The organism is Candidatus Thiodiazotropha sp. AKAK3 (assembly GCF_058244645.1).
Window position 1 is genome coordinate 1 of record NZ_JBSYOQ010000009.1, and the last position, 26147, is coordinate 26147.

Consider the following 26147-nt stretch of genomic DNA (forward strand, 5'->3'; position numbering starts at 1 on the left):
AGCTATGAGTTCAGTGGGATAAGGTCGGGTATAAACCGAAAGTAGCGGAGGGACCCGTGACCACACCTAATCTATTCACAAGCAGCGCCCCTGCCCAGTCATATACGGCAGTAAATGGTGGTATGGATGGAGCAGATCAGACAGAGGGGCAGGCCCTCTTCCAACAGGCCAGTCAAAGCCACCAGCCGGACGTGCTGGTCAAGCGTCAATTTGAACAACGAAATCAAAATCAGAAGAACAAACTCGCCAATGAGTTTATCGAATCAGCTGGTCGAGAGGGCGTCAGTCAACTAGCGGCTACACCGGATGGACAACATGCCCTGTCTGTGGTTTACGATCATGCTGGGAGTGATGGCAGAGGGTTGATGCGTCAGGTGCATGAGGAGCAGGGCAATACGGCGGTTGATTACTCCCGGAAAGAGAATGGTGAAGGGTCTGCAAAGAAGAGCACTTTGGGAGCAATGCCAATAAATCAGGATCACTTAAGTGATGCTCAATCGAGTCCAGAATCACTCTCTTCTGATCACAGAGAGCTGGTGCAGCAGTATGCCTCGGTCATAAAGAAGTCAGTCGTCAAACACGAAAACCGGGTTAAAGAGAACGGGGTTGGTAATACAATCTATAGAGATATAGTGAATACACTCCACTCATTGGCTGGTAGCCCAATGAGGGTAAATGAGAGTGGACAATATCGATCTTCTATACAGAAACCTACCACCGAGAAAGAGCAATTTAACCAGTTGCGACAAACGGGTGTTGTGGTTGAGCTTTTGATGAATGAACCTGAAGCCCAAGCTATCTTCAAGACAGAGTTTGGTGAAGTTTGGGGTAAAGTTGCAGACTGGGGTGCTCAAGAATGGACTCCGTTCATAGCTGAGGCCGGTATAGTTGTAGGTGCCACTCTTATCGGCAAGAAATCCATTAATGTCTTCAAAATAAGTAATGATACTAGTCAAAAATCAAATAATAACAATGGTATAGATGGTAAAATAGATGCTGGCCATACTTCGCGAAGTGACATAGAGGGTAGTAACCAAACAAAAAGTACGGTATCAGGTGGTAGGCCTGCAGATGAACCGGAGAGTGCTAGATCGAGTGGGGGTGCGAGTAGTAGCCCGGTTGACGATCCAAGCAGTGATGGTACGATGCGGATAGGAACAGATGCTCCAAACATGGCAAATCCATCTGTAGTGAAGCAGGAGTCTGGTGGTTCGCTAATTTACCATGAGAATTTTGGTGGCCATCCCGTAAGTAAACATGTTGGAAGAACGGATCAACAATTAATCAATAGATTCGTAACTGAACCACACATCCCAAGCTCATCCAGTTTTAGCAATTTGAAAATTGCTGATAAAGCAGTAGGTGATGTGCTTGTCGGCAATAGGGCAAACATTCAGTCATGGTTGGCAGGTACAGATCGCCAACTACCTTTGTCGATGAATTTGAGTTACGACGTGGGCAGAAAGGTACTGAATGGATCAACGACTGTTCAGACAAGTAGTGATGCCTTTGTTTTGCTTAGGCGAGACCCGTTAATGCAAAATGGATATCGAATTCACACTGCATACCCAGAGTAGGAAATAGCTATGAATGAAGATGCGATAAATTATTTTTTTAAGGGCTACTTTCACCAAGATTGGTTTGCTGAATATGGGACATTTGAAAATGCTGTTCGAGATTTTTGCGATCATGAGAATGAATCAAGAATTGCATCAGTGAAGAACGCACTAAAGGAATTGATAGAGCATGGTAATGTTACAGAGGAGACGATCTTTGATTATGGTGGTTATGTTAAACCGGCTGCATTTGAACTCACTGCAACAAAATGGTTGATGAAGGTTGTTGAAATTATGAGCTAAGAGTTGCTCCAGATAAAATTGAGTCATTCTCAACAAACCCAGCTTTCGATGGAAAGCTGTATCCTGTTCGCAAGGTAAATCAGTTAATTTTCGGGACATATATGGACGCCCGGTAGTTGTCAAGCCAAATTCGCCCGTGGGGCACTCAACACAGCCCTTAGTAACACCCTATTTATCACAGTTATTGGTTTAACATGATAGCGGTAGTTGTGCTGACATATATCCGGCCTAATTTAATGGAAGATTCTTTCTTCTTCCTGGCCCTGATGAAGATCCGCACTTGACTGTCTAAAACAGTCACTCGGCTTTGAAAGCCATGTCCCGACCAGACTAGGGTCAAGGCGGATGACCGCTTTCTCATCACTTTAGAACGCAACAACTATGATGAAACTCAATGGCTAGGATTCCCCTGATAAGACTCTTGCTTTTGCAGGAGTATCCAGGCCAGTTTGGTTAAACGGTTGGCTAAAGCGACCGCTGCTTTGTTGGGATTACTACGCTTAGCAAGATCTCTCGCCCACTGAATCACCCTATCTTGTGGGTTTTTGCATTTATACAAGGCCGCTCTTGCTCCATGGACCATCAAACTGCGCAAATATCGGTTTCCCCGTTTACTGATACCAGAGAGATAACCGCGATCACCACTCGCATGCTGCTTAGGAGTCAATCCCAGCCAGACCGATATCTCTCTGGCATGAGAAAATTGACTGTCATTCCCTATCGCGCTGATCAGTGCCGTAGCATTGATATAACCAATGCCCGGTATGGTCATGACGATTTTACAGAGCGGGTTATTTAGAGCTATCTCTTTTAGCTGCTGATTCAACTTATTCAAGCGAACAGTTAGGCTCTGGTATTCATCAGCGATCAATTGCAGTTGCTCTTTCATCAACCCTGAAAATACCTCAGCTTCAGGTTGTGATAATGAAGCCAAAAGCAGACTGAAGTGTCTGATGCCTTTGTTAGCAATAATACCGTATTCACTTAGAATGCCTCGGGTCTGGTTTACTAATCCCGTTCTTTGGCGAACAATCCGCTGGCGAATACGATGTAAAGCCTGAATATCTTGCTGTTCAGTTGTTTTAATCGGAACAAATTTGATATTGGGCCGCTGTGCCGCTTCGGCAATCGCTAAGGCATCATTGTGATCATTCTTATTGCCACGCACAAAGGGTTTTACATGCTGAGCTGGAATCAACTTAACATCATGCCCCATTTCAGTGAATAGCCTAGCCCAATAGTGACTGGAATAGCAGGCTTCCATTGCTAAGATCCCGGGTTTTTGTTGGGCAATGAGCTGAGCGAGTTGGCTTCGTTTCACTCGTTTGTTGAGTGCTATATGGTTATTAGCACCAAGTAAACAAACCTGAAAACTATTTTTTGCTAAATCGATGGCTGTAAGACTATGCTTCTTCATGATGGATGCCCTCCATGTAACCTATGTTCTCATAACTAGTTTGGCGCACCGACGCCGGAATGGTAGGGCGTCCATCTCATCAGTCACCGTTTTAATGCAGAAATTAGACCCGAGAGAGAAGCAAACGATATTAGTATATGCCGCTGTATTTGGTCTTGTAATAAAAGACACTGAAACCAGCGATTGACTACGGGATGGATTTGAAAGGATGACATCTCGTCATCATACTCCATGAGAACAATAAGCGCTTATCCTGTAAGTTCACTCAAAAAATATTCAGATTCTAAGTTGATGTATGGGTAATCCCTAGTAGCCAGCTATGAGTTCAGTGGGATAAGGTCGGGTATGAAGCGAAAATAGCGGAGGGACCCGTGACCACACCTAATCTATTCACAAACAGCGCTCCTACCCAGTCATATACGGCATTAAATGGTGGTATGGACGGCGCAGATCAGACAGAGGGGCAGTCCCTCTTCCAACAGGCCAGTCAAAGCCACCAGCCGGACGTGCTGGTCAAGCGTCAATTTGAACAACGAAATCAAAATCAGAAGAGTAAGCTCGCCAATGAGTTTGTCGCATCAGCTGGTCGAGAGGGCGTCAGTCAACTTGCGGCAACCCCGGATGGGCAACATGCCCTGGCTGTGGTTTACGATCATGCTGGGAGTGATGGCAGAGGCTTGATGCGTCAGGTGCATGAGGAGCAGGGGAGTACGGCGGTTGACTATACCCCTGAAAGTGGACTCGTATGTACAGCACAGGCAGCTCAGCAAGGGGAGAAAGCCCCAGAAGAACAATACCTGGGTAAACTGATGAAACAGTATGCGGATCATACGAGTGGAGAGATGCCTCTTCCACCATCAGAATCCCTCGGGTTACGTAGTGAGATTGAGCGAGTCAGCGAGATTGTTAGTCCTGGTCAGCAGAATATGTGGGGCGAGTACACCCCACAAGAGAAGCAATATCTGGACGAACAAGCATTAAGAGAGCGTCAGGCAGCAAATAATTAGGGAATGTGGGTAGGTGGCCCAGTATTTTCTGCCATGCCGGCAACGGCTAGACTACTGGGTGCCCCTGAACCTGTTGTGGAAGGGTTTGGACAGATAAATGCTGAAATAGCGGGTGGTAAGGCTTTTGGGCGTCAGGGTAGGGGTATAGAGTCGGTACGTGCGCCAATTAATGGTGGCCAGGTAAATACGTATGTGCTTGATGCGAAAAGTGTTAGAATTGAAAGGCCTGGTTCTATTGTGCTGGGTAATGGTGTTTCAACAGACAAGATAGATCCAAAAGTGCTATCAAAAGATGCGCCTATTTCTATTCCAGAGTCAGCAAAGATTAATGGTCCACAGAATAAAGCGGCAGGTTATAAGCAGGTTTCTTATAAGTGGGATGAAGAAATAGCAGGGCGAAATAATAGGTTTGAAGCAAGATGGCATGAGCCAACTCCTAATTCGCCTGAGGGTACTGTGCCTAACTGGCGAGTAACAAGAACCCTTTCAGGTTCGCCTGATGGTAGTTTTAAGAAAGAAGTTTATGAGCTAGTGCGAGGTGACGGTAATTCAAATTTGTGGATTCCTGAAAGACAGTTTCGTGCAGCTACAAGAGCTTGGAGTGATGGAACTACAACTCAGGAACAAGTAGATTTATTGAAGAGAGCCCACTTTGAATGAACATGCAGAAAGACATAGATGCACTTTTAAGATTTAATGATCTTTTGATAGATATACAGGGCGTAGTACCTGGTTATCTTGAGCAGGGTTATGCGCGACTTGGAGTAATCGAAACTATCAGAGATTCTGGCGTCGCAACGCCAATAGCAATAGCGGCATTGTTACGTGAGATCGTTGCTGATGATGAGGATGAGGTAAGAGAAGCTGCGTTATCGGTTTTATGTGAAATAAGTGAGGATAGTAATGTGAAGCGAATAGCTTTACTAATGGCCTCAGCTGATCAAAGTGATCGAGTTTTAACGACGGTTCTCGAGCAAGCAAATCTTCTTGATTTGTCTTTTGCAAAAGAGTTGGCAAGCCGATTAGTGTTACATCCTGATCCTGTGGTTTCAAAGTACGCCTCAGGATTAATGGACAGGTAAAAGTGTTGAGGACATAAAATCAACGCCCGGTAGTTGTTAAGCCAAATTCACCCGTTGGGCTACTCAACGCAGCCCTTACTAACACTATTTATTATAGTTTTTGGTTTAACTTGATCGCGGTTGTTGTGCAGATATATCCGTATATAGTCTCCTCCCGTTTTGAAAATATAAATATCAAGGACAATCACAGTTTGAAGGCATCAATCAGATGAGTTAGAGTCAAAGGAATACAAAGAATGTATAAAAGCCAAGGAGCCGGCAATGACGATATCGTGCAAGCAACAGATCTGTCTTGATGAAACCCCTTGTAAATATGAATACCTGGTACCGAAAGGTGTTGGGTATTTTGAGTATTTATAAAAAATATTTAAATTTATCATAATAACTCATAACGATATTCTCCAATGCATAAATTGAAATCCACCATGAACGTTATATTATTGTTGATTTCTTTATCAGTTTTACTACATGCATGTGGTGGTGGAGGGGGAGGTGATGGTGGTGAGGATGATAATCCTGGGCCGGGAAATAGTAATATAAACGGGGGGCTTACTGGTCGAATTTTCACACAAAACGGGTGGATTATAGATATACCAACCGGTAAAGGTAAAAGAGTGCCAGGTATTATATGGGATAGCTATTGTTTGGATTTTGATGTTGTTGGTGATGATTTTGATTGCACGGATCATGATCCTAATACTTATTATGGCGACCATCCGAATTACAACGCATTTCCAAATAAAGCCGGAGACAAATACATAGTGGCAATAAATGATTGTGTTGATGGATATACTCTTGATTGCATTGAGTTACATGATACGGAAACTGGTGCCCTGATGGGGGAGAGATACACTTTATACCAGTCTGTTGATATTGCAAAGTTCTCAAAGGACGGGGATTATTATGCATACTCATTTAGAGATGATGCATATACTGATTCGCCGACATTATTGATTATTAATAGTATAAACAATGAAGAAATAATATTTACAGCTATGCCCGATGATAGTTCTATTTCCTTTGAATGGACCAATGATAACAGACTGGTTTATTCGCACAATGGCGGAATATATGTAACATCACCTTACAGTACTGATGGGTCAAGAATATTTTTTATGCGGGATCACCCAGAACTATCAGAATATATTGGTATTGGTGGATCTGTACGAGTGAGTCCAGATGGTAGTAAAATAGCTTTTAATTTATTCAAACCTCACCTAACCTCATCCTATACGCCTCAAACACCATGGGTAATTAATATTGATGGAACTGACCTACATAGGTTAGCTTACGTTGAAGGCGAGCATGCTGAATTAGAGGAAATATTCGGCTCTTTGGCCTGGTCACCGGATGGAAGATATATCCTAATTATCGAAGGATACATACCAGGAGCTAGCTTAAGTGGTGCCGGGGATGGTAACTTGTACGCCATCCCGTCTGATAGCAGGAATGTAAAATTAAACAATGAGGGTAATGATGGAATTGTAAGATTAAGAACAAACTATAAAAATGATTCTAAAGAACTTAGATATATGTTTAATGATGCTGTTTTCATGTGGCTGCCTTGATAAATTTCGGGACATATATGGACGTCCGGTAGTTGTTAAGACAAATTCGCCTGTTGGGCTACTCAACGCAAATCACAGCGCCAGAGCATTTATAACCGTTCGTTGGTGGCAAGCATCAAGACAAAACTTCAGGCTTGAACTTTAGCCTGTCAGACTACCTGGAGCAGACCGATTGGACAGGGCGAGTCATCAGAGAGGATAAATCCGCTGCTATTCCCTCAGAACTGGTACCAATCCTGGATCGGTTGAATATCGACCCGGAAACCTGGCTCGAGAACGTAAAAAACTACAACACAGTCATAGGAACAAAGGAAGGGATTAAACAGTTCACTCAAGCCATAGGTAGAGGATGAAAGTGATTCTGTGCGAGTGGATTTTCGTTGCAGATCTATCATGCATCGCCCGTCTGATATCTTTTAAGCCCCGCTAGAAGTAATTTGCCATTCAGCGAACCCTGGCAGGTAGCTTCTTGCCTTTTATTCGGGGAATTTAAATCTAGATAACTCAATTTGAGGATGATAAACAGCTGAACCTCCTGTTCACGATTGCAGTGATAATTTTATACCAATAGAAACAAATAGAAGCTGGGGAGTCTGTTTTCTTCCTTCAAATGATGCCTGTCCTGATTAATTTCAACCCTAACTTCTCATTGAATCTAAAAGTCGCTTAGTATTGTAGTTGCCTATAACCATCTCCATACTATCTTCTTCGCAAAACAATATAAGCGAAAAGCCATCCTCACCTCTGAGAGAGTTTGTTCTGGAAACAAAAATCATCGAGCCCTCATAATCATGGTCACTGGTTTCTAGTATAATATGTAATGGCTCCCATTTACCAACAGGTAGCTTCAATATTTTAAATAGGTACACTTCATGTTTCTTTTCTGAAAGTAAGTCTGTACAGAATTCTAAATTCATTATCATGTTAATTATTTCCACCAAGAAAAGACCTAACTTTGGAGAGTTCTTCATCAGTAGCTCTAAATCTTGAATCACCAACTTTATTCAAATGCGCCTTGTTAGATCTATTATTTATTGTAGTAATAAGTTCACCATTCGTATCAATAATATGCTCTCTGCCTTTAGGGCCACGGATCACAAATCTACCATCATCCTGCAAGTTCACTCACAAATTTTCAGATTCTAATTGATGTATGGGTAATCCCTAGTAGCCAGCTATGAGTTCAGTGGGATAAGGTCGGGTATAAACCGAAAGTAGCGGAGGGACCCGTGACCACACCTAATCTATTCACAAACAGCGCCCCTGCCCAGTCATATACGGCTGTAAATGGTGGTATGGACGGCGCAGGTCAGACAGAGGGGCAGGCCCTCTTCCAACAGGCCAGTCAAAGCCACCAGCCGGACGTGCTGGTCAAACGTCAATTTGAACAACGAAATCAAAATCAGAAGAGTAAACTCGCCAATGAGTTTGTCGCATCAGCAGGTCGAGAGGGTGTCAGTCAGCTGGCGGCAACCCCGAATGGCCAACATGCTCTGGCTATGGTTTACGATCATGCTGGGAGTGATGGCAGAGGCTTGATGCGTCAGGTACATGAGGAGCAGGGGAGTACGGCGGTTGACTACTCCCAGAAAGAAAAGGGAGATGGTTCTACAAAGGAGCCCTCCCAGAGAGTGACGCAAGCATACCAGAATCATGAAGAATCGCTCGCTTCTGACTACAAAGAACTGGTGCAACAGTATGCCTCAGTCATTAAGAAACTAGCCGTCAAGCATGAGAACCGGGTTGAAGTGAATGGGGTTGGTGAAACCATCTATAGAGATATTGTAAATACACTTCACTCATTGGCTGGTAGTCCAATGAGGATAAATAACGATGGGCAATATCGGTCTTCTATGCAGAAACCAGTCTCAGAGAAAGAGCAATTCAATCAGTTGCGGCAAAATGGTATTGTGCTTGAGCTTGTGATGAATGAACCTGAAGCCCGAGCTATCTTCAAGAAAGAGTTTGGTGAAGCATGGAATAAAGTTGCAGATTGGGGTGTCCAAGAATGGACTCCGCTCATAGCTGAAGCTACTTTAGTAGCAGGTGCTAGTATTTTCGGAAAAAAAGCCGTTCAAAAGTTCGATATAAGTAATGATGTTGCTTTCAAAAACAATAATACAATAAATAACAACGACATAGGGCGCGTGAACGACGGCGATTCACCGGTTTCTGAAAATGTTAAGATTTATGAGGGTAGAACTGCAGGGCAGAGTGAGGTACATACTCAAAATAAGGTATATACGGAGCAATCGGTATTTAGCGTCTATCCAAAGAAAACAACATTATCTACTACAGGAATTGGTGAGCAAAGTAAATTTTTATCTAAGCATGTGCCTGGTTTAACAGAAGCACAAGCTAGAATTATACTTGAAAAAGGTTTCGCTAAAGCAAATGCGGAAAGTCCTATCGTATTTGGGGGTAGCCGTATTCGTGGTGATTTTAATCCAGGTGGCTACGTTAGTGGTAGTGATATAGATGTAGGCTTTGCGAACTTGACGGCAAATCAAGCTGGTAAGGTAATAGATACTTTGAATAAGCAATTTGCAAAATCCCCTGATCTTCTTAGGCTTGAAAGTACCAGAATCACACCGGGAAATGTTAGTCCAACAATTGAAGATCCTATAAAGTCTCCAGAAGAGTTTTTCCAACGCTCAGGTATTCGTATTTCTCCAGATTCAAAGGTGGGTCAACCCTTTATTCCTTCTGGATCAATTACTGTCAGGCCAGGTGGTACAATAACTTTGATCCCACCGGGAGAAGCGTAATGATTTCTTATGTTGATGGATTAGAGTTTCCGAATGGTAGTATTATTTACAATGATCAAGGGTTTGGTTGTGATCCTGAGTTGCCTGTTCAAAAATTCTCTGTAAATATCCCGATGGGTTATTTTTTAGAAAATTTCTCCAATAAGTTTAATGAATTCATAGGAGAGTGTGAGCAGGATGATGATAATATCGAACAAAAATCCGATATACCTGAAGTTAAAGAGTTAGGTTATCCTTTATTAAAGGAAGCTGTAGAGGAGTGTCCAAAGTTAGTATCTGACTTGATTTGTGATTATTTATATTTTGATTTACTTGAGGCTATTTATGGGCGAAATAAAAGGGAGTGTTGGAAATTTGCTATAAACAGTCTATCGAGTGCTGTAGTGCATGGTCAGGTAGTGGAACTTGTTGGGAGTGGTTACCGAATTAATCAGAAATAAAACAGGGCAAAATATATTTCGTATATTTCGGGACAGTCACCGTTTAAAAAGACCTTTTAGGTGAGTTAGAGTTCAAAACGTACATGGAATGTATATGAGCCAAGGAGCCGGCAATGACGATGTTGCGCAAGCAACAGATCTGTCTTGATGAAACCCCCTATTACCACTGCATAACCCGCTGTGTATGTCGCGCCTTCCTGTGCGGAAAGGATGAGTTAACCGGCCGTAACTACGAACACCGTATTTGAAAACACTGATTGGTTTATTTGTTACGCATAAAGGTGAGGATTGTCATGAGTGTTTTTGATTTAAAAACAATATGTATTGCATTATTGGCATTGCTAGCTATTGGATGTGGTGGAGGTGGAAGTGGTGATTCGAATCAGTCTAATGACGACAGCGCGCAGAATAATGATATTTTGAATCAAGGACTTAATGGGTATTTACTTTTTGAGCAGAATGATAGCGCATATTTATTAGATGCAGAATTAGGTACATATTCTCAAGTTCCAAATACATACTGGGATCGTAATGATACAGTGTTTGATATGCCTGAAAGCGCAAAATTTTCTGTCAGTCCTGTTTTTAATGATCATACAGAGTTTTTAATACGAGCGAGAAACTGTTACCACTCATTTGGTGATATATCGACATGTATAGTTATACAAGACTACTCAGGTAATTTTCATGAGCAGTTTTCAACATGGGACACAATTTCTGTACCACAGCTATCACCAGATAAACAATATATTGCAATGTTTAGAAATCTGGCTGATGATTGGTTGGAAATTTATACAAGAAGTGGAGACTTGGTAAGTTCTACAAGAGTTAATGATAATAATTATGCATGGTTATCTAGTGGAAGAATTGTCTATGTGGACGGGAGGAGATTTGTTTTTACGTACCCTAATTCGACAGAAGCAGAATACAATTTAGAACTTCCAAGTGAAGTTGCGCCAGGTGCATATATTGGGATATTTGCAATAAGTCCAGATGAAAATAAGATCGTATTTAATCTTGTAACATCTGAGTACAGTAAGCCGTATATAATGAGTATTGATGGAGATAACATTAGGCAGCTAGCAGACGTACCAAGTAGTTATTCTTACAAAGTCATTAACGAGCCACAATGGTCTCCTGACGGGAAGTGGATACTACTAAAGCAAGGAGTTTCGGCTGTGTCTGGTGGATCACAAGGTACAAGGCCCTATCTTTATATTGTACCTAGTGATATGGACGATAAAGTGCTTATACTCAGTTCAATTGAAAGCGAAAAATCACCAGAAGTAAGGGAATTCAATAGGTATGAGAGTTTTGATAACAAAGGCTCTATTACGAATAGAGCTCTATCGAGTACTACGCTATTCTGGATTCCTTGAGTCCAGAATGCACAGAACATCCACCCATTAAATTTTGGGATAAAAAGATATGGAACACCCGTAAAAATATCCTTTGAGAAGTATTGTTCGTTTAAATTCCATTACGATATCTACATGAAGTAGATGACATATATAGACACCCCAATTTAGTCCTTAATCACTCAGATATATTTATTACCTCTTACTAGGGTTATCTCTAGTAGTATGTGTTCTACACGGAATACAACATGATGTAGGTTCAATGTGGTTGTTGGAACGTGTTTTAACAAGGAGAGTGACTAATGGTTGATTCAGTAAATGGCACTTGACTGTCTAAAACAGTCACTAAGCTTTTAAAGGCATGTCCCAGCCAGACTTGGGTCAAGGCGGATGACCGCTTTCTCATCACTTTTAAACGCAATAACTATGATGGGACTCAATGGCTAGGATGCCCCTGATAAGGCTCTTGCTTTTGCAGGAGTATCCATGCCAGTTTGGTTTAACGTTTGGCCAACGCGACCGCTGCGTAGACCCGATAGAGAAGCAACCGATAATAGTATATGCAGCTGTTTTTAGTCTTGAAGTAAAAGATACTGATTATAAAATTCACGCTCAAACCAGCGATTGACTGCGGGATGGAATTGAAAGGTTGACATCTCGTCATCAATATTTCGGGACAGTCACCGTTTGAAAGCACTTGTATTCCGCTCCATGAAAACAAAAAGCGGCTGTCCTGAAAACTTCCAGAAGAACAATACCTGGATAAACTGATGAAACAGTATACGGATCATACGAGTGGAGAGATGCCTCTTCCACCATCAGAATCCCTCGGGTTACGTAGTGAGATTGAGCGAGTCAGCGAGATTGTTAATCCTGGCCAGCAGAATATGTGGGGCGAGTACACCCCACAAGAGAAGCAATATCTGGAAGAACAAGCATTAAGAGAGCGTCAGGCAGCAAATAATTTAGGAATGTGGGTTGGTGGCCCAGTGTTTTCTGCCATGCCGGCAACGGCTAGACTACTGGGTGCCCCTGAACCTGTTGTGGAAGGGTTTGGACAGATAAATGCTGAGATAGCGGGTGGTAAGGCTTTTGGGCGTCAGGGTAGGGGCATAGAGCCTGTTCGTGTGCCTATTAGTGGTGGGCCGGTTAAGACGTATGTGCAGGATACGAAAAGTGTTAAAATTGATCAGTCTGGAAGTGCGGTACTGGGTCAGGGGGTTGCTCCATAAATAAAAACTGAGATTTCTCCTGAAATGGAGTCAAAAATCTTATTTGGAGAAAGAATAGTCCGACCTAATGGTATCGTTTCTAATCAGATTAGAGGCGCTCATTCACCTACGGTCAATGATTCGAATCAAAGCTTTGCAGTTGAAACTTTGTCCGTTCATGCTGACGGTACGAGAAGTGTTAAAATAATCAAACAATTCGAAGATGGAAGTATTTCAAGGATTAAATCCTCGACTTTATTTCCAGAAGGCTTCTCAGAACAGCAGATCCTAGAGGGGATTATGAAAATTGGAAACCAGCCTGCAACTGTTACTCGAATTAGAGATGGGGCTACTTTACATCAGGGTACAATAAGTAGTGTTAACGTTGAAGTTATAAAAATTGGTGATAATGTTACTTCTGGATACCCTACAGGTGGTGGCTTTTCTACGCCGGAATCATTTTTAGGTATTAGTAATTGATGATCAGCCAGATATATAGCGAGTTCGAAGAACTATTAGATTGTAAATACTTACCTGATTACTGGTCTGACGAAGGCATTTTTCAGGCTAGTATTTTACTACAGAAGTTTGATGAAGATGATTGGGTAAATCTTAAAAAGCAATGTGTTACAAAAAGTGAAGATTGGAAAATAAAATGCACAGAAGTTCTTAGTGAATCTGATCCCTATAAAGCATCTATTATCCTGAAATATCTACTTGATGAGGAAAGTATAGCGGTTCAAATTGCGACCGCTGACGCGATCAATTCTCTTTGTCAAGATTATGGTAAAAGCATTTTAGATGAGTTTGACAAAGGTAAGATAAAAAATTTAGAGAGCTTGTATAGCTCATTAGGAGAAATAGATAGCATTGTAATCAAGTCCCTCTTATCTAAACTTTGATCTAACTTTACTTATACCGATGCTTTCGCTGTTGCGCAGATATTTAGTGTAGAGACATCCGTTTTTTGCCAGACTTATCAATGAGCTGATGAGCGATGATGAATACAGGGACTTCCAGGAGGTCTTAGTAACTCGCCCCGATGTGGGGGACCTTATCCGAGGTAGTGGTGGGTTAAGAAAGGTACGTTGGAAGTTGGAAGGCCGAGGTAAAAGCGGGGGAGTCCGAGTCATCTATTACTGGATCACCGCTGATGATCATGTCCGGATGCTTTATGCCTACCCCAAAGGCAAGCAAGAGAACCTGACCCAGGAGCAGCTTGCCACGTTGAGAAAGATCGTAGAGAGGTGGTCAGATGAATAACGAAATGTTCAATGAGCTGGTAGCCAGCGTTAAAGAGATGGATGAGATCGCCGAGGGCAAGAAGGCTCCGTCACAGCGGTTCGAGTTCCCTGAGCCGGAAGTGAAAGCCATCCGGAGAAAAACCGGGCTCTCCCAAAGCCGCTTTGCTATGTTGATCGGTGTCAGTAAGCGGACACTAGAAAACTGGGAGCAAGGTCGGCGACATCCTACCTGCCCGGCAAATGCCTTGCTCAAAATCCTGGCAGCTGATCCAGAAAACGCAGTTCGTGCATTGCACGCTTAAATAACTCTCACTAGCCCGTTGAAGCCTCATCGGGCTATCTCTCCTCCCGCCTGCAACAGGAATATCAGGACTATATGGAGGCCCGTTAGTTGTCAAGCCAAATTCACCCGTTGGGCTACTCAACGCAACTCGCAGCGCCACAGTATTTAGAACCATTTGTTGGGGGCGAGCATCAAGACAAATCTTCTGGCTTGAACTTTAGCCTATCAGACTACCTGGAACTGACCGATTGGGCAGGGCGAGCCATAAGAGAGGATAAATCCGGTGCTATTCCCTCAGAACTGGCACCAATCCAGGTGCGTTTGAATATCGACTTGGAAGCGTAAATATTATGGTAAAAACTGCAACGCAGTGATAGGAACAAGGGAAGGGATTAAGCAGTTCACACAAGCCATAGGTAGAGGACGAAAGTGGTTCTGCATGAGTGGGTTTTCGTTGAAGATCTATCAGACATCGCCCACTTGATATCTTTCAAGCCCAGCTAGGGTCATTTACGCCAATCAAAGCGTGTTGGTAGTCTGTTTTCTTCAAATGATGCCTGGTCAGATTACTGCTCCAGGGGGGGCTTAGGGTAATAAATCCCCTTGATAGCACTGGAGCTTCCATATACGTCCAGTCAGTAGATAGTAGGAATATTTTTTATGTGCTTGAATCTTCGTCAACTGTATCGGGGTAAAAGTGGTCGAACACTTTCTTGGAATTGAATGATGCTTTCTGTACATCATAACGATTAGGGTTATATTTCCACTCGAGTCGTCGGCGTTTGAACCAAGACTTTTTAGATGCCTTATTGATTCTGAGATGTCTCGCATCCATCATTTCTCGGTGGACCATTCTCCCTGTGTCACGTTCAGTCACCACAAAACCGAAGAACAGGCCACACCCATTAGAATCTGAATGTCTGCGAGAAAGGAGTTTTTTAAACCATGCCAACATATATTCATCATAACCATGAAGTGCTCTAGTTCCAAGCACCCTTGGCTGCAGAGGTAATCGCGTCGCGACTTTCGTAAACAGCCGCGCCGCAATAACATATGGACACCTCTATTAATTGCTTGTGCCCTCTGCGAGAACTAAAGTTAAGTGGTCAATAGTACTTGATCACTACAATAACAACATTCATGTAAGTTAACGTAGAACATACATGTAATGTATACAAGCCAAGGAGTTGGCCATGACAATATCTCCTTCGCAATAAATATGTAATGCCTTAGGGTGTCTGTCTAATATCACCTAATGCAAATAAATAATTAGATGTGGTTCACATATTTAAAGTGTTTTTAGATAATAAGTTCAATTCGTTCATGAATAAGTTAATTATCAGGTGCTGCACTTCTCGCTGTCATCGGCAAAGCTATCATATTCTTGCATTTTTACTCACATGTGGATTACTTCCAAGAAAGGCTAATTAACACTAAAGCTGGAGTTTGAACACTGCAACAATTGGCATTACACACAATTAAATAGATTCACCAGGATTCTAATCTTGACATGCCTGTTTTAGAAAAGACATCAATTATCAGGAGGATTGATGTTATGCAATTGAGAAATACCTAGGCTAGATAGCACGCAATTAGACATTGTTAAACCACTTATCAGTGGATCACTACACTTCATCGTATACCGCAGCTGATTGACTTCATATTCATCGTGTTTGTTGCGTATCATCCAAAAAAATCAAAAGGCAATCGCTAAAGCATCGACTTCATCAAATGTGTTTGTTGATTATTGCCTAAAAAGATTATTTCTAGGAATCGTCATCAGCTAAGGAGAAACCTCGCATGGCTAGGTATAGAACAAGCAAATCAATTCTAGCAACTGTATTGCTTATATTAAGTCACAACGCTTTCAGTGCCGTAGCCACGCCCACGCTGGGGACCAATCTTTCGGATATCAATAACTTTGACGCTGTGCGCCCTTTCAAGGACCTCATGAAATCGGCGCATAGATGGCTGCCCCAATGCGACTATGGGTGCGCAAATAGCTGGGACACGGGTGAAGCTATAAGCTTGGATGCAGAAGGTTGGCCTACATCAATTCCGGTGCCGGTGACGGATGTAAATAGTCCGAGGAAAGTTTCAAAAAACTGGGCACTCTCAAGTGACTTCGAAGGAGAGCGCTATGTCGCATTGTATGAGGGAGAGGGCACGCTCAGCATCACGGGTAACAACGTGACAATGATTGAGTCGACCCCTGGACGGTATGTTGTGGACTTGCCCGACGGAAGACAAAACGCCTTGCTCCTAAGCATTAGAGGCACTGACCCTAACAATACTGGCAATTACATTCGCAATATCCGCTTCATTCCTGAGCGTTTCGAGAGTGATTATCAGGACCAACCATTTTACCCCGACTTCCTAAATACGATACGTCCCTATCACCTAATACGTTTTATGGATTGGATGAACACCAATCTAACCACTTTAAGCACCTGGGATAATCGTTCTAAGCTCACCGATGTGAGTTACCGAACTCACGCGGGTGTACCCCTTGAAATAATGATAAAGCTGGTCAATGTGCTCGATCAGCACGCCTGGTTTACGCTGCCCCACATGGCCGACGATAACTTTGTGCGTGAATTCGCAAGGCTCACTTTGCAGAATCTCGATTCCGATCAAAAAGCCTATGTGGAGTATTCCAACGAAGTCTGGAACCGCTCATTTCCTCAATCATCCTGGGCGCTGAATCAGGCTAAGCAGGCGTGGCCTAATGCTCAGTTGTGGGATTGGTCCTTCATTTCGAACTGGGTCGGAAAGAGAACGTCTGAAATTTGCGAGATCTGGAAAAGCGAATGGGGCACCGAGAGTGACCGCGTCGTTTGTGTGATGGGTGCTCAGGCCAATGGTATCGAGGCTGGCAGAGAGTTACTCGCCTGCTCACTCTGGAGTGAAGCGCCTTGTGACTCCAGTCACGGTATAGATGCGATTGCAATCGCGCCCTATTTCGCCGGCAACTACGGACATCCTAATACTGTAAGTACCATAGAAACCTGGACCCAACAGCCTGATGGCGGGCTCGACTGGATGTTTGAGGAGATCAATAGTGGCGCTCATCTGGGGTGGGGGGCAACTGGATTTGACCAGGCATTCAGGACGATGGATGAATACGCGGTACTGGGTAGCACCTATGGCCTGCCAATCATCTCCTACGAAGGCGGGCAGCACATGGTCGGCATATTCGGTGCTGAGAACAACACGGCCGTTACCGGGCTTTTTCATGCTACAAATCGAGACCCGCGCATGGGTACGGCCTATACGCACTACTTAGACACCTGGAGGACCAAGACCAATGGTGGTCTATTTGTGCATTTCAATGCCATTGGAACTTACAGCAAATGGGGCAGTTGGGGAGCACTGGAATCCTCAAAACAGACGAATTCGCCAAAACATGATGCGCTGATGGCATACCTGAATAATACGCCAGGAATAGCGGATGTCGATTATGATGGCGTGGCGGATTCAACGGATAATTGCGTTAACGTCTATAACCCAAACCAAGCTGATACAGATGGCGATGGTATCGGTGACGCTTGTGATACACCGACGGATAGCGATGGTGACGGTGTGGCTGACGACGTGGATAACTGCCCGGCAGTCGCTAACTCAGGTCAAGCTGACACGGATGGCGATGGTATCGGTGACGCTTGTGATACACCGACAGATACCGATGGAGACGGTGTGGCTGACGACGTGGATAACTGCCCGGCAGTCGCTAACTCAGGTCAAGCTGACACGGATGGCGATGGTATCGGTGACGCTTGTGACTCACTTACAGATACCGATGGTGATAGCGTAGCAGATGCAACGGATAACTGCCCGGCAGTCGCTAACTCAGGCCAAGCTGACACGGATGGCGATGGTATCGGTGACGCTTGTGATTCACTTACGGATACCGATGGTGATGGCGTAGCAGATGCAACGGATAACTGCCCGGCAGTCGCTAACTCAGGCCAAGCTGACACGGATGGCGATGGTATCGGTGACGCTTGTGACTCACTTACAGATACCGATGGTGATGGCGTAGCAGATGCAACGGATAACTGCCCGGCAGTCGCTAACTCAGGCCAAGCTGACACGGATGGCGATGGTCTGGGTGACGCCTGTGATTCGTCGACGGGTTCCGATGGAGACGAAGAGGAGACCACACCACCACCTGTCGATGAGGAGGATGAAGAGGAGACCACACCTCCACCTGTATATGTTACCCCTTCATTTAAAACTGTGCAGTTATATCAGGACAATATATTAATTACGGAGTCTAATTTCGAACTAAATAAAGAAGTCACTGTAAATATTGAACTCCTTGATGGAATGCCTGGGTTTGATTTCTGGATCAATAACCGTTTTGGCGCTAAAGGCGGTAGATGGGAGAATGTTAAAAGTGATCAACATACTGCTACCTATACGTTTACGCCTACAGCCATAGGAAATTATAAACTATGGATCGAATTTACAGATGAGAATTCTAATAATGAATATTATAAGGCCATTGAATATAGTGTTTCTACTGCACCAGCAGTAGAGGATTCAGGCGGTACAGTGGACCCAGTTGTATACGTTTCCCCCTCATTCAAATCTGTGCGGTTGTATCAAAACAATTCATTAATTACAGATACTGATTTTGAAGTAAATAAAGAGGTCACTGTATATATTGAACTCCTTGATGGAATGCCTGGATTTGATTTCTGGATTAATAACCGATATGGCGCACAAGGCGGTAGATGGGAGAATGTGAAAAGTGATCAACATACTGCCACCTATACGTTTACACCTACAACCATAGGTAATTATAACCTATGGATCGAATTTACAGATGCGAATTCTAATAAAGAATATTATAAGACCGTTGCATATAGTGCCTCAGCTGCACCAGTAGTAGAGGATTCAGGCGGTACAGTGGATCCAGTTGTATACGCAGCCCCTACCTTTAAATCCGTGGAGCTATATCAAGACAACACATTAATTACGGACGCTAATTTTGAAGTAGATAAAGAGGTTTCTGTCAATATTGAACTTCTTGATGGAATGCCTGGCTTTGATTTCTGGATCAATAACCGATATGGCGCTCAAAGTGGTAGATGGGAGAATGTGAAAAGTGATCAACAAACTGCCACCTATACGTTTACGCCTACAAACATAGGAAGTTATAACCTATGGATCGAATTTACAGATGCGAATTCAAGTGATGAATACTATAAGACCATTGCATATAGTGTCTCTGCTGCATCACCAGTAGATAATTCAGGCGACACAGACCCTGTACTCCCAGATCCCCCCACCCCCGACCCTAACCAACCAGCATCCCCAAGTTTTGATTTCACTGCGCTGTTGGGTGGTAATGGAATGGAGCGTGTCCAGGGAACATACATAGACGCCCAGGGATATATTTATCTTGCAGGACAAACAGGCTCAAGGGGTCTTGCAGTTGGCGATGTCTTCCAGGCAACAAAACCAACCTATAACGAAACAAGTTACGCGAATGATTATGAAAGCTCTGAGGGTTTTATCGCCAAACTCAGCCAGGATGGTAAACAGATTATTTGGCTGACTTACTTTGGCGGTTCAAAACGAGATGCACTCTATGCAGTGCGAACCGACAGTGCTGGAAATGTCTACGTCGTAGGTAGCACGGGCTCTCCTGACTTTCCAACCAAGGGGAGTTTTCCGAATAATTACCTGAAGGGACAACCTGCGACAAACGCATTACTAGACGTCTTTGTTGCCAAGCTTGACCCAAATGGTAAAAATCTTATTTGGTCAAATTTAATTGGTGGGACAACAGGCAAAGAAGAGTCACCCAGAGGCTCAATACTCATTGATGAACAACGCAATAGAATTTACGTTTCTGGCGTTACAACATCCCGCGACTTCCCAACCACAGTAGGTGTATATCAACCACAATTTAATGCTAATCAGGAAGCTTTCATATTTGCTTTAGATATGGATGGATCATCACTGGTTGCATCCACATTTGTGGGTGGATCCGGTGGAGACTATGCAGCTTCTGGCATTGTGCAAAATCCTCTTGACGGATCGGTCTATATTTCAGGTGTCACCAACTCATCAGATCTGATTCCAAGCAGCGCCCTTGGGTACCAGGCCAATTTTAGAAGTTCAAATAAAGACCCGAACGCGAACATATGGAGTAATGGTGATGGATTCATCATTCGGCTTGATAAGGATCTCAAGTCTATTATCAGTGGAACCTATATAGGTGGCTCTGGTTCTGATGCAGTTTCGCATAACCAGGGAATTTCCATCAACAGTAAAGGTGAACCTGTTGTTGCCATTAGTTCGAATTCAAGTGACCTTTTCAGTGGTGCTGCTGTACCTGGATTCGATAAGACCTTTAATGGATCTGTTGACGGTGCCTTGGCCATATTCTCACCTGATTTAACAACATTAGTCGCCGGTACTTATATCGGTGGATCAGGTGATGAAGAACTACATGGTGTAGCAGTGGGCCCAAATGATCGGGTTTTTGTAACCGGCGGAACAACGAGTAACGACTTTCCTATCCTGATTCCGGCGGCCGATCAAGCTAACAACAATGTCTCTACCAGCAAAGGTTCCGGCCAGTATGCAACTGTCTCTATTTTCTCCGAAGACTTAAGTAATCAAGTCTACATGGGGCTCCTTGGCGGGCCTGTATACAATGGAGAATCGCAGCGAGGACGTAGTTTTGCTGTTGGTGCCAACAAGGCAGTGGTAGGCGGAACGACGGGTTCTAGTGCGTTTCCAAATGACGGCTATTTCACGAATACTTTTGGCAATGGTAGAAGAAGTGCGTTTGTTGGGATCATGAGTATTGATTAACAGGGCAAATACTTAAAAAGAAAGTAGGGGACGTAGCGATTATTAGTGATCAGCAATCATTTTTTACGAGGCATGCCACGCTCTTGTTTAGAAAGCTTGATCATAAATCTAATGGCTACGTCCCTTTAATCTGCGGGTAAATCCTAGAGAACCTCTGATCAATTCGTGAACTCGCATCTTGACCCTAAAATGTCCGGTTTTAGCGTTATAATCTTTGCACTCGCATCTTGCCCCTTAAAATGTCCTTTTTTGCGTTATAAATCTTCGCAAGCCTGCTATTACATGCGATCTGTGCCTTGAACCTGAATATTTTAGGGCACAATCTGCTTCGTCCAGAATATATCAGAGATTCCCTAAAGTTTTCAGCTAACCGAGCGATAGTAATTCTTAATTATTGGTCTATTAGGTCTTATTGCCTTAGTTACCCGTTTACTTTTTTATAGAAAAATAATTCTTAAAGATAGAGATATGCAGTACAGGTCCTTTCTATTTATTGTTGAGCCATGCCAATGGTAAGACGTGGTTAACCAGGCATTTTAAACAATACACCAACACCTCTACAGGTCAGTCGTGCGTTCACGATTATAGTAATTAATCTGTCAAATTATCGTGTTTGATATTACCGATAAGAATTAAAAATGTGAATCACAAAAAAGTAAAGAGAGAGTCGCGATGGATGTTCCCCCTCTAAATCAATTCCTGAAAATCACCACCCTTTTACTACTAATTACGCTCTCAGCTTGCAGGAACGATGGCACGAATGGCCAGAATGCCCTAGTTAATCAGAGCAACGAACCAGCAGGGGCTACCTGTGCGTATGGCGGAGTCCGGATTGATGCCGGCATCGATGACGATGGCAATGGCATCCTCGAAGAAACCGAAGTCGACACTACTGAAGTGGTGTGTAACGGCAGCTATGGCTCTGATGGTGCCGATGGACTCAGTGCCCTGGTGAACCAGAGCACCGAGGCAGTGGGGCCTACCTGTCCCAATGGCGGCATCCGATTAGATATCGGCATTGATGATAACGGCAATGGTGTTCTCGAAAACAGTGAAATCGACACCACTTCTGTAGTATGTAATGGCAGTGATGGGACTGATGGGGTTGATGGTACCAATGGGGTTGATGTTACTAACGGTGTTGATGGTACGGATGGTGCCGATGGACTCAATGCCCTGGTGAACCAAAGCACCGAGGCAGCAGGTGTTAACTGCACCTATGGCGGCATCCGATTTGATGTCGGTATCGACAATAACCCAACCAATGGTAGCCTTGATCCGGCCGAAATCACGTCAACACAATATATCTGTGACGCCCAGAACCCCCTGTCGGAAAATGCACGTCTGGACGACATCCGACTAAGTGTGAGCGAACTTGATCAAGTGTTTCAGTCGAGCCTGTTGGATTACACTGCCACAGTAAATTTTCTCTCCACAGGGTTACGCATTACCGCTTTCACAGAAGATGAGAATGCTAGCATGAGCATTGATGGTGTCACGACTGTTTCGGGTGAAGAGAGTGCCTGGATTGAGCTAGCCGAGGGCGCTAACAGCGTGGTGATCGCGGTGACCGCCGAAGATGGTAGCAGCACACGTAGTTATAATCTCAGCATCTTCAGACAGAGCCTGCAAACCCTTCTTAAGCGTGCCAAAGTGACGACAGCTGATGGCGAGGCTGGCGACTGGTTGGGTTACAGCGTTTCGCTCTCTGAGGATACCCTGGCGGTGGGAGCCTATGGCGTCGACGGCAACGGTTCAAATTCAGGAGCGGTCTATGTCTTTACCCGCATTGGCGGCGTGTGGTATCAGCAAGCTAAACTTTATGGTGCAGACAGCACCACAGATGACAACTTTGGCTGGAGCGTATCCCTGTCAGGAGACAGCCTGGCAGTGGGAGCATTCCTTGATGATGACCTAGGCTCTGCTTCTGGGTCGGTCTATATATTTAATCGCAGTGGCGGGGTGTGGAGCCAGCAGGACAAGATTACGGCCGCGGATGGTGCGGCTGACGATAAGTTCGGCTATCAGGTATCGCTATTCGGGGATAGCCTCGCCGTGGGATCCTCCGGTGATGACGATAACGGCTCTGATTCCGGATCGACCTACGTCTTCACCCGTACTAACGGAGTATGGAGTCAGCAGGCCAAGCTGACCCCTGCGGATGGGGCGGCTGGCGACGAATTTGGATTTAGCGTCTCACTATATGAAGATAGCCTCGCCGCGTCGGCTCATCTTAATGACCATGATGGCAGCACAAGTCCTGGGGCAGTCTATGTGTTTACCCGAAGCGGCACAGTGTGGACTGAACAGGCAAAGCTGACGGCGTTGGATGCAGCGGGCTGGGACCTTTTTGGTTATAGTGTCTCTCTGTTCGAGGACAGCCTTGCGGTAGGGGCCCTTTTTGAAGACGCCAATGGCTTAGTAGACTCAGGGTCGGCCTACGTGTTTACTCGCAGTGGCGGTGTATGGAGTCAGCAGCAAAAACTAACAGCTTCGGACGGCGCGGCCGACGACACCTTTGGGGTCAGTGTCTCAATGTCAAAGGATGGCTTAGCAGTGGGAGCCCGGAGTAATGACGTCATCGGTGCTGATTCAGGGGCTGCTTACTTATTTACACGCAGTAGCGGTGTGTGGACTCAACGGGCCATATGGACCCCAGACGATAGCGCGGCGGGGGACTACTTCGGCAATAGCGTTTCACTCTCTGCGGATAGTCTCGCTGTGGGAGCCTATTTGGATGACGACAATGGTACAGACTCAGGGTCGGTCTATATCGCGCAGTAAATAAGCGCGGCGAAGGTTATGCGCCAAGCCTTGGAATTGGGTAACTTTGTCAAAGCGCTGCGATCTGAGAAGTCCATAGCGGACTTCTCAGGCCTTCTCAAAGATGGATAGGGTATAAGAAGGATAGACACTGCCTTCTTGATTAAGTGCGTAGCAATGGTGCAATAAAGAGTAAACCAGGACAGGCATTATTTGAAGGGAGATAACAAGTCTCCCAGCTTCCATTTTGTTCTATCGAGATGAAATTATGACGATTATCGACTAAATCAGTTGATTTAACCGATTAACATCTAAAGATTGAGAGCGTTGAATGTGGATTATCTGGTTGGGGGCAAGTAGATCTCTGCCAATGCGTATTGATTGGCATAAAGTTTCTTGCGCCTTATTCGGGAAAATAGAATCTAGATCACTCAATTAGAAGATGATAAACGGCTGAGCCTTCTGGATTAGTCGATTGTGGTGATATTTTTTTACCAATAGAAAAAAGTGGAAGTTGGGGCGTCTGTTTTCCTACTTCAAATAATGCCTGTCTTGATTAATTACTTTTGTATTAGTAGGTTACGATCATCCAAGTGCCATTCGTACCTGCCCCTACTGTTTATTCTCTCCTTCGTTTAAAATCCAAATACAATGCTAAACACATAAATATTCCACCTGTGATATATATTTCTGCTTTATCATTTACCACAAGAAACGCGCTTATAAGAAAAATTATAATAGTTAATATTTCAGAAATTATTCTATTATTTTTAAAGTTTAAATGAATTAGTGCTTCAACAAAAATAAACACAATAATACTTATCAATAGCCACAACCAATTCATACATAAGCCTTGAGTTTACTCGTCGTGGTCTATTGATTTAACCCCTTGAGCCACACTGATAGCATCTGCTGCTCTTAGGGTGTTATTGCTATTATAAAATGCTGGAACCGTCTTTGTGTATGTTAAAGCAGAGCTTCCCCATTCAGAGGAGTTGAACGTAGCACTTACAGGTATAGTATTTGCTCTAAAAACAGAGCCTAAACCAACTACGCCTCTGGCTATATTTCCATAAGCTTTATCGCCAAAATAATATTCGCCTGCATTTTTATAGGCTTTACCTAATACATCATAATCATTTGATGTGCCATAAAACAAGTTACTTACATCACTCACACCACCTGCGTATAAAGATGCTCCATCAGCCATAAGATACGCTCCTGTTACTTGGCCTCCAGGTACTTTATTCATTACCCAGCCTGAATATACACTTGCTTCACCCAACAACATCTTCCCTGTGGCAATGCCTAAGTCTTGAACCTTGTTAGCATATATTCCCCAAAATTCTTTATCTTGAATCGCATCTTTAAATGAAGGTTCGTTGTTCCCCGCACCACCTACTGTTATTGCTGCAGTTGCAGTTAAGCTCGGCACTGCTACTTTCTTGCCTTCATCGACCTGTTTATTTGTGTAGTTGACGGCTGTATTTCCTTGTCCCTTATGGACTTCCTGCAATAATTGGCGTGCGTCACCGCCAGAGTGGCTGAAGACTGTCGCAAGGGCGTGTTGTCCGTCTGGGGTTGCTGCTATTTGGTTCAGGCCCTCACGGCCTGCTGCGTTGACGAATTGATTCGCGAGTTTGGTTTTCTCGGGTTGGGGTGTTTGCTCGAATTGCTCTTTTATGAGCGTGTCGGGGTGTTGGCTTTGACTCGCTCGTTGATAGAGGGCTTGTCCGGTTTCTTTTTGAGCGCCATTCGAATGGATGCTTGCCACTGTGTTTGGCTGGGGCGTCATTCGTTGGGTGATTGGGCTAGGGTTGGTCATGACTCCCTCCGTGCTTTATTAGGGTTTATTTCTAATGGTATGTTTTTGGAAGTATGTTGGTAACTAGGGATTACCCTTATAGGATTATTTTGCATTTCTGTATGCTTTCGGTTCTGCTAGGTAGATGTTCTGGACTGAATGGTTAGGTGGTATTAAGCGGTAATAAGCTGTTTTTTATGGGGGAGCATATGTTCTTCAACCGATAGGGTGTTTGCTTCAAAGTGTTAGGGTTCGTCCCATGCTACAGCCAAGTATAGGAGCGGTTTAACCGGACACTGATTGTTAGTTTGAAGATATCAAGGACTCTCACCGTTTGAATGTAGTGGCCAATAATACTTAACCACTACTCTGGAGACAGAGGCAGTCAGAATAGATTCAGTTTTCTGCGTACGCTTCCGAGCATGAAGAAGAGCAGTAGCAGACCACTGAGTATTGCCAGGAACTCTATCAGCTCAGGGGGTTCCTGTGATGACAGTACCTCAACCGGT

Annotated in this window: 21 protein-coding genes and 1 pseudogene; 19 read left to right on the forward strand and 3 right to left on the reverse strand. The window is 44.0% G+C overall.

The annotated features are described in order from the left end of the window. The first annotated feature begins 56 nt into the window (after nt 1–56). Together AC4IE7_RS00875 and AC4IE7_RS00880 are read left to right on the forward strand one after the other, a co-directional pair. Nucleotides 57–1577, forward strand: coding sequence for an RNase A-like domain-containing protein (locus AC4IE7_RS00875; protein WP_490774912.1), 1521 nt, complete (start codon nt 57–59; stop codon nt 1575–1577). A 9-nt stretch (nt 1578–1586) separates the two neighbouring features. Further along, a complete protein-coding gene (locus AC4IE7_RS00880; RefSeq protein WP_490774913.1) occupies nt 1587–1859 on the forward strand; it encodes a contact-dependent growth inhibition system immunity protein in 273 nt (90 codons plus the stop codon). A 391-nt stretch (nt 1860–2250) separates the two neighbouring features. On the opposite strand, the gene AC4IE7_RS00885 is transcribed toward AC4IE7_RS00880, so the two are convergent. Next, nucleotides 2251–3276, reverse strand: coding sequence for an IS110 family RNA-guided transposase (locus AC4IE7_RS00885; protein WP_490774914.1), 1026 nt, complete (start codon nt 3274–3276; stop codon nt 2251–2253). Between the two features lie 371 nt (nt 3277–3647). On the opposite strand from AC4IE7_RS00885, the gene AC4IE7_RS00890 reads away from it, so the two are divergent. The 5 genes and pseudogenes from AC4IE7_RS00890 to AC4IE7_RS00910 form a co-directional block, all read left to right on the forward strand. Next, nucleotides 3648–4283: a hypothetical protein gene (locus tag AC4IE7_RS00890; RefSeq protein WP_490774915.1), complete on the forward strand. Its 636-nt coding sequence runs from the start codon at nt 3648–3650 to the stop codon at nt 4281–4283. A 33-nt stretch (nt 4284–4316) separates the two neighbouring features. Further along, nucleotides 4317–4943: a hypothetical protein gene (locus AC4IE7_RS00895; RefSeq protein ID WP_490774916.1), complete on the forward strand. Its 627-nt coding sequence runs from the start codon at nt 4317–4319 to the stop codon at nt 4941–4943. Beyond that, nucleotides 4940–5365, forward strand: a complete 426-nt coding sequence (locus AC4IE7_RS00900; RefSeq protein ID WP_490774917.1) for a hypothetical protein — start codon at nt 4940–4942, stop codon at nt 5363–5365. Before AC4IE7_RS00895 ends, AC4IE7_RS00900 begins: the two co-directional genes overlap by 4 nt. 404 nt (nt 5366–5769) lie before the next feature. Then, nucleotides 5770–6933 (forward strand): TolB family protein, encoded by a 1164-nt coding sequence (locus AC4IE7_RS00905; protein ID WP_490774918.1) that lies wholly within the window; start codon nt 5770–5772, stop codon nt 6931–6933. A gap of 146 nt (nt 6934–7079) precedes the next feature. Further along, a pseudogene (locus AC4IE7_RS00910) lies at nt 7080–7200 on the forward strand (transposase); the annotation flags it as partial. 657 nt (nt 7201–7857) lie between these two features. Here AC4IE7_RS00910 and AC4IE7_RS00915 read toward each other — a convergent pair. Then, nucleotides 7858–8058, reverse strand: coding sequence for a hypothetical protein (locus AC4IE7_RS00915; RefSeq protein ID WP_490774919.1), 201 nt, complete (start codon nt 8056–8058; stop codon nt 7858–7860). 104 nt (nt 8059–8162) lie between these two features. On the opposite strand from AC4IE7_RS00915, the gene AC4IE7_RS00920 reads away from it, so the two are divergent. The 12 genes from AC4IE7_RS00920 to AC4IE7_RS00975 all read left to right on the forward strand — a co-directional run bounded on the left by AC4IE7_RS00920 (nt 8163) and on the right by AC4IE7_RS00975 (nt 23855). Continuing rightward, nucleotides 8163–9701, forward strand: a complete 1539-nt coding sequence (locus tag AC4IE7_RS00920) for a hypothetical protein (RefSeq protein WP_490774920.1) — start codon at nt 8163–8165, stop codon at nt 9699–9701. Next, complete coding sequence (locus tag AC4IE7_RS00925; protein ID WP_490774921.1) at nt 9701–10141, forward strand: hypothetical protein; 441 nt, start codon at nt 9701–9703, stop codon at nt 10139–10141. Before AC4IE7_RS00920 ends, AC4IE7_RS00925 begins: the two co-directional genes overlap by 1 nt. A gap of 113 nt (nt 10142–10254) precedes the next feature. After that, nucleotides 10255–10389: a hypothetical protein gene (locus AC4IE7_RS00930; RefSeq protein WP_490774922.1), complete on the forward strand. Its 135-nt coding sequence runs from the start codon at nt 10255–10257 to the stop codon at nt 10387–10389. A 45-nt stretch (nt 10390–10434) separates the two neighbouring features. Continuing rightward, entirely contained in the window at nt 10435–11520 is a 1086-nt protein-coding gene (locus tag AC4IE7_RS00935; RefSeq protein WP_490774923.1) for a TolB family protein, read from the forward strand. Between the two features lie 749 nt (nt 11521–12269). Continuing rightward, complete coding sequence (locus tag AC4IE7_RS00940; protein WP_490774924.1) at nt 12270–12731, forward strand: hypothetical protein; 462 nt, start codon at nt 12270–12272, stop codon at nt 12729–12731. A gap of 24 nt (nt 12732–12755) precedes the next feature. Beyond that, entirely contained in the window at nt 12756–13190 is a 435-nt protein-coding gene (locus AC4IE7_RS00945) for an EndoU domain-containing protein (protein ID WP_490774925.1), read from the forward strand. After that, the gene (locus tag AC4IE7_RS00950; RefSeq protein WP_490774926.1) at nt 13190–13612 is read left to right on the forward strand and encodes a hypothetical protein; all 423 of its coding nucleotides are present in this window, start codon (nt 13190–13192) and stop codon (nt 13610–13612) included. Before AC4IE7_RS00945 ends, AC4IE7_RS00950 begins: the two co-directional genes overlap by 1 nt. A gap of 88 nt (nt 13613–13700) precedes the next feature. Continuing rightward, on the forward strand, nt 13701–13973 hold the full coding sequence (locus AC4IE7_RS00955; RefSeq protein ID WP_490774927.1) for a type II toxin-antitoxin system RelE/ParE family toxin: 273 nt from the start codon (nt 13701–13703) through the stop codon (nt 13971–13973). After that, nucleotides 13966–14256: a helix-turn-helix domain-containing protein gene (locus AC4IE7_RS00960; RefSeq protein WP_490774928.1), complete on the forward strand. Its 291-nt coding sequence runs from the start codon at nt 13966–13968 to the stop codon at nt 14254–14256. The genes AC4IE7_RS00955 and AC4IE7_RS00960 overlap by 8 nt, the downstream gene beginning before the upstream one ends. Before the next feature lie 89 nt (nt 14257–14345). Then, the gene (locus tag AC4IE7_RS00965; protein ID WP_490774929.1) at nt 14346–14582 is read left to right on the forward strand and encodes a hypothetical protein; all 237 of its coding nucleotides are present in this window, start codon (nt 14346–14348) and stop codon (nt 14580–14582) included. A gap of 1455 nt (nt 14583–16037) precedes the next feature. Continuing rightward, entirely contained in the window at nt 16038–21071 is a 5034-nt protein-coding gene (locus AC4IE7_RS00970; protein ID WP_490774930.1) for a thrombospondin type 3 repeat-containing protein, read from the forward strand. A gap of 672 nt (nt 21072–21743) precedes the next feature. Continuing rightward, the gene (locus AC4IE7_RS00975; RefSeq protein ID WP_490774931.1) at nt 21744–23855 is read left to right on the forward strand and encodes a DUF7151 family protein; all 2112 of its coding nucleotides are present in this window, start codon (nt 21744–21746) and stop codon (nt 23853–23855) included. Between the two features lie 838 nt (nt 23856–24693). Here the strand turns inward: AC4IE7_RS00975 and AC4IE7_RS00980 are convergent. Beyond that, nucleotides 24694–25659, reverse strand: coding sequence for a hypothetical protein (locus AC4IE7_RS00980; protein ID WP_490774932.1), 966 nt, complete (start codon nt 25657–25659; stop codon nt 24694–24696). Nucleotides 25660–26147 lie beyond the last annotated feature (488 nt).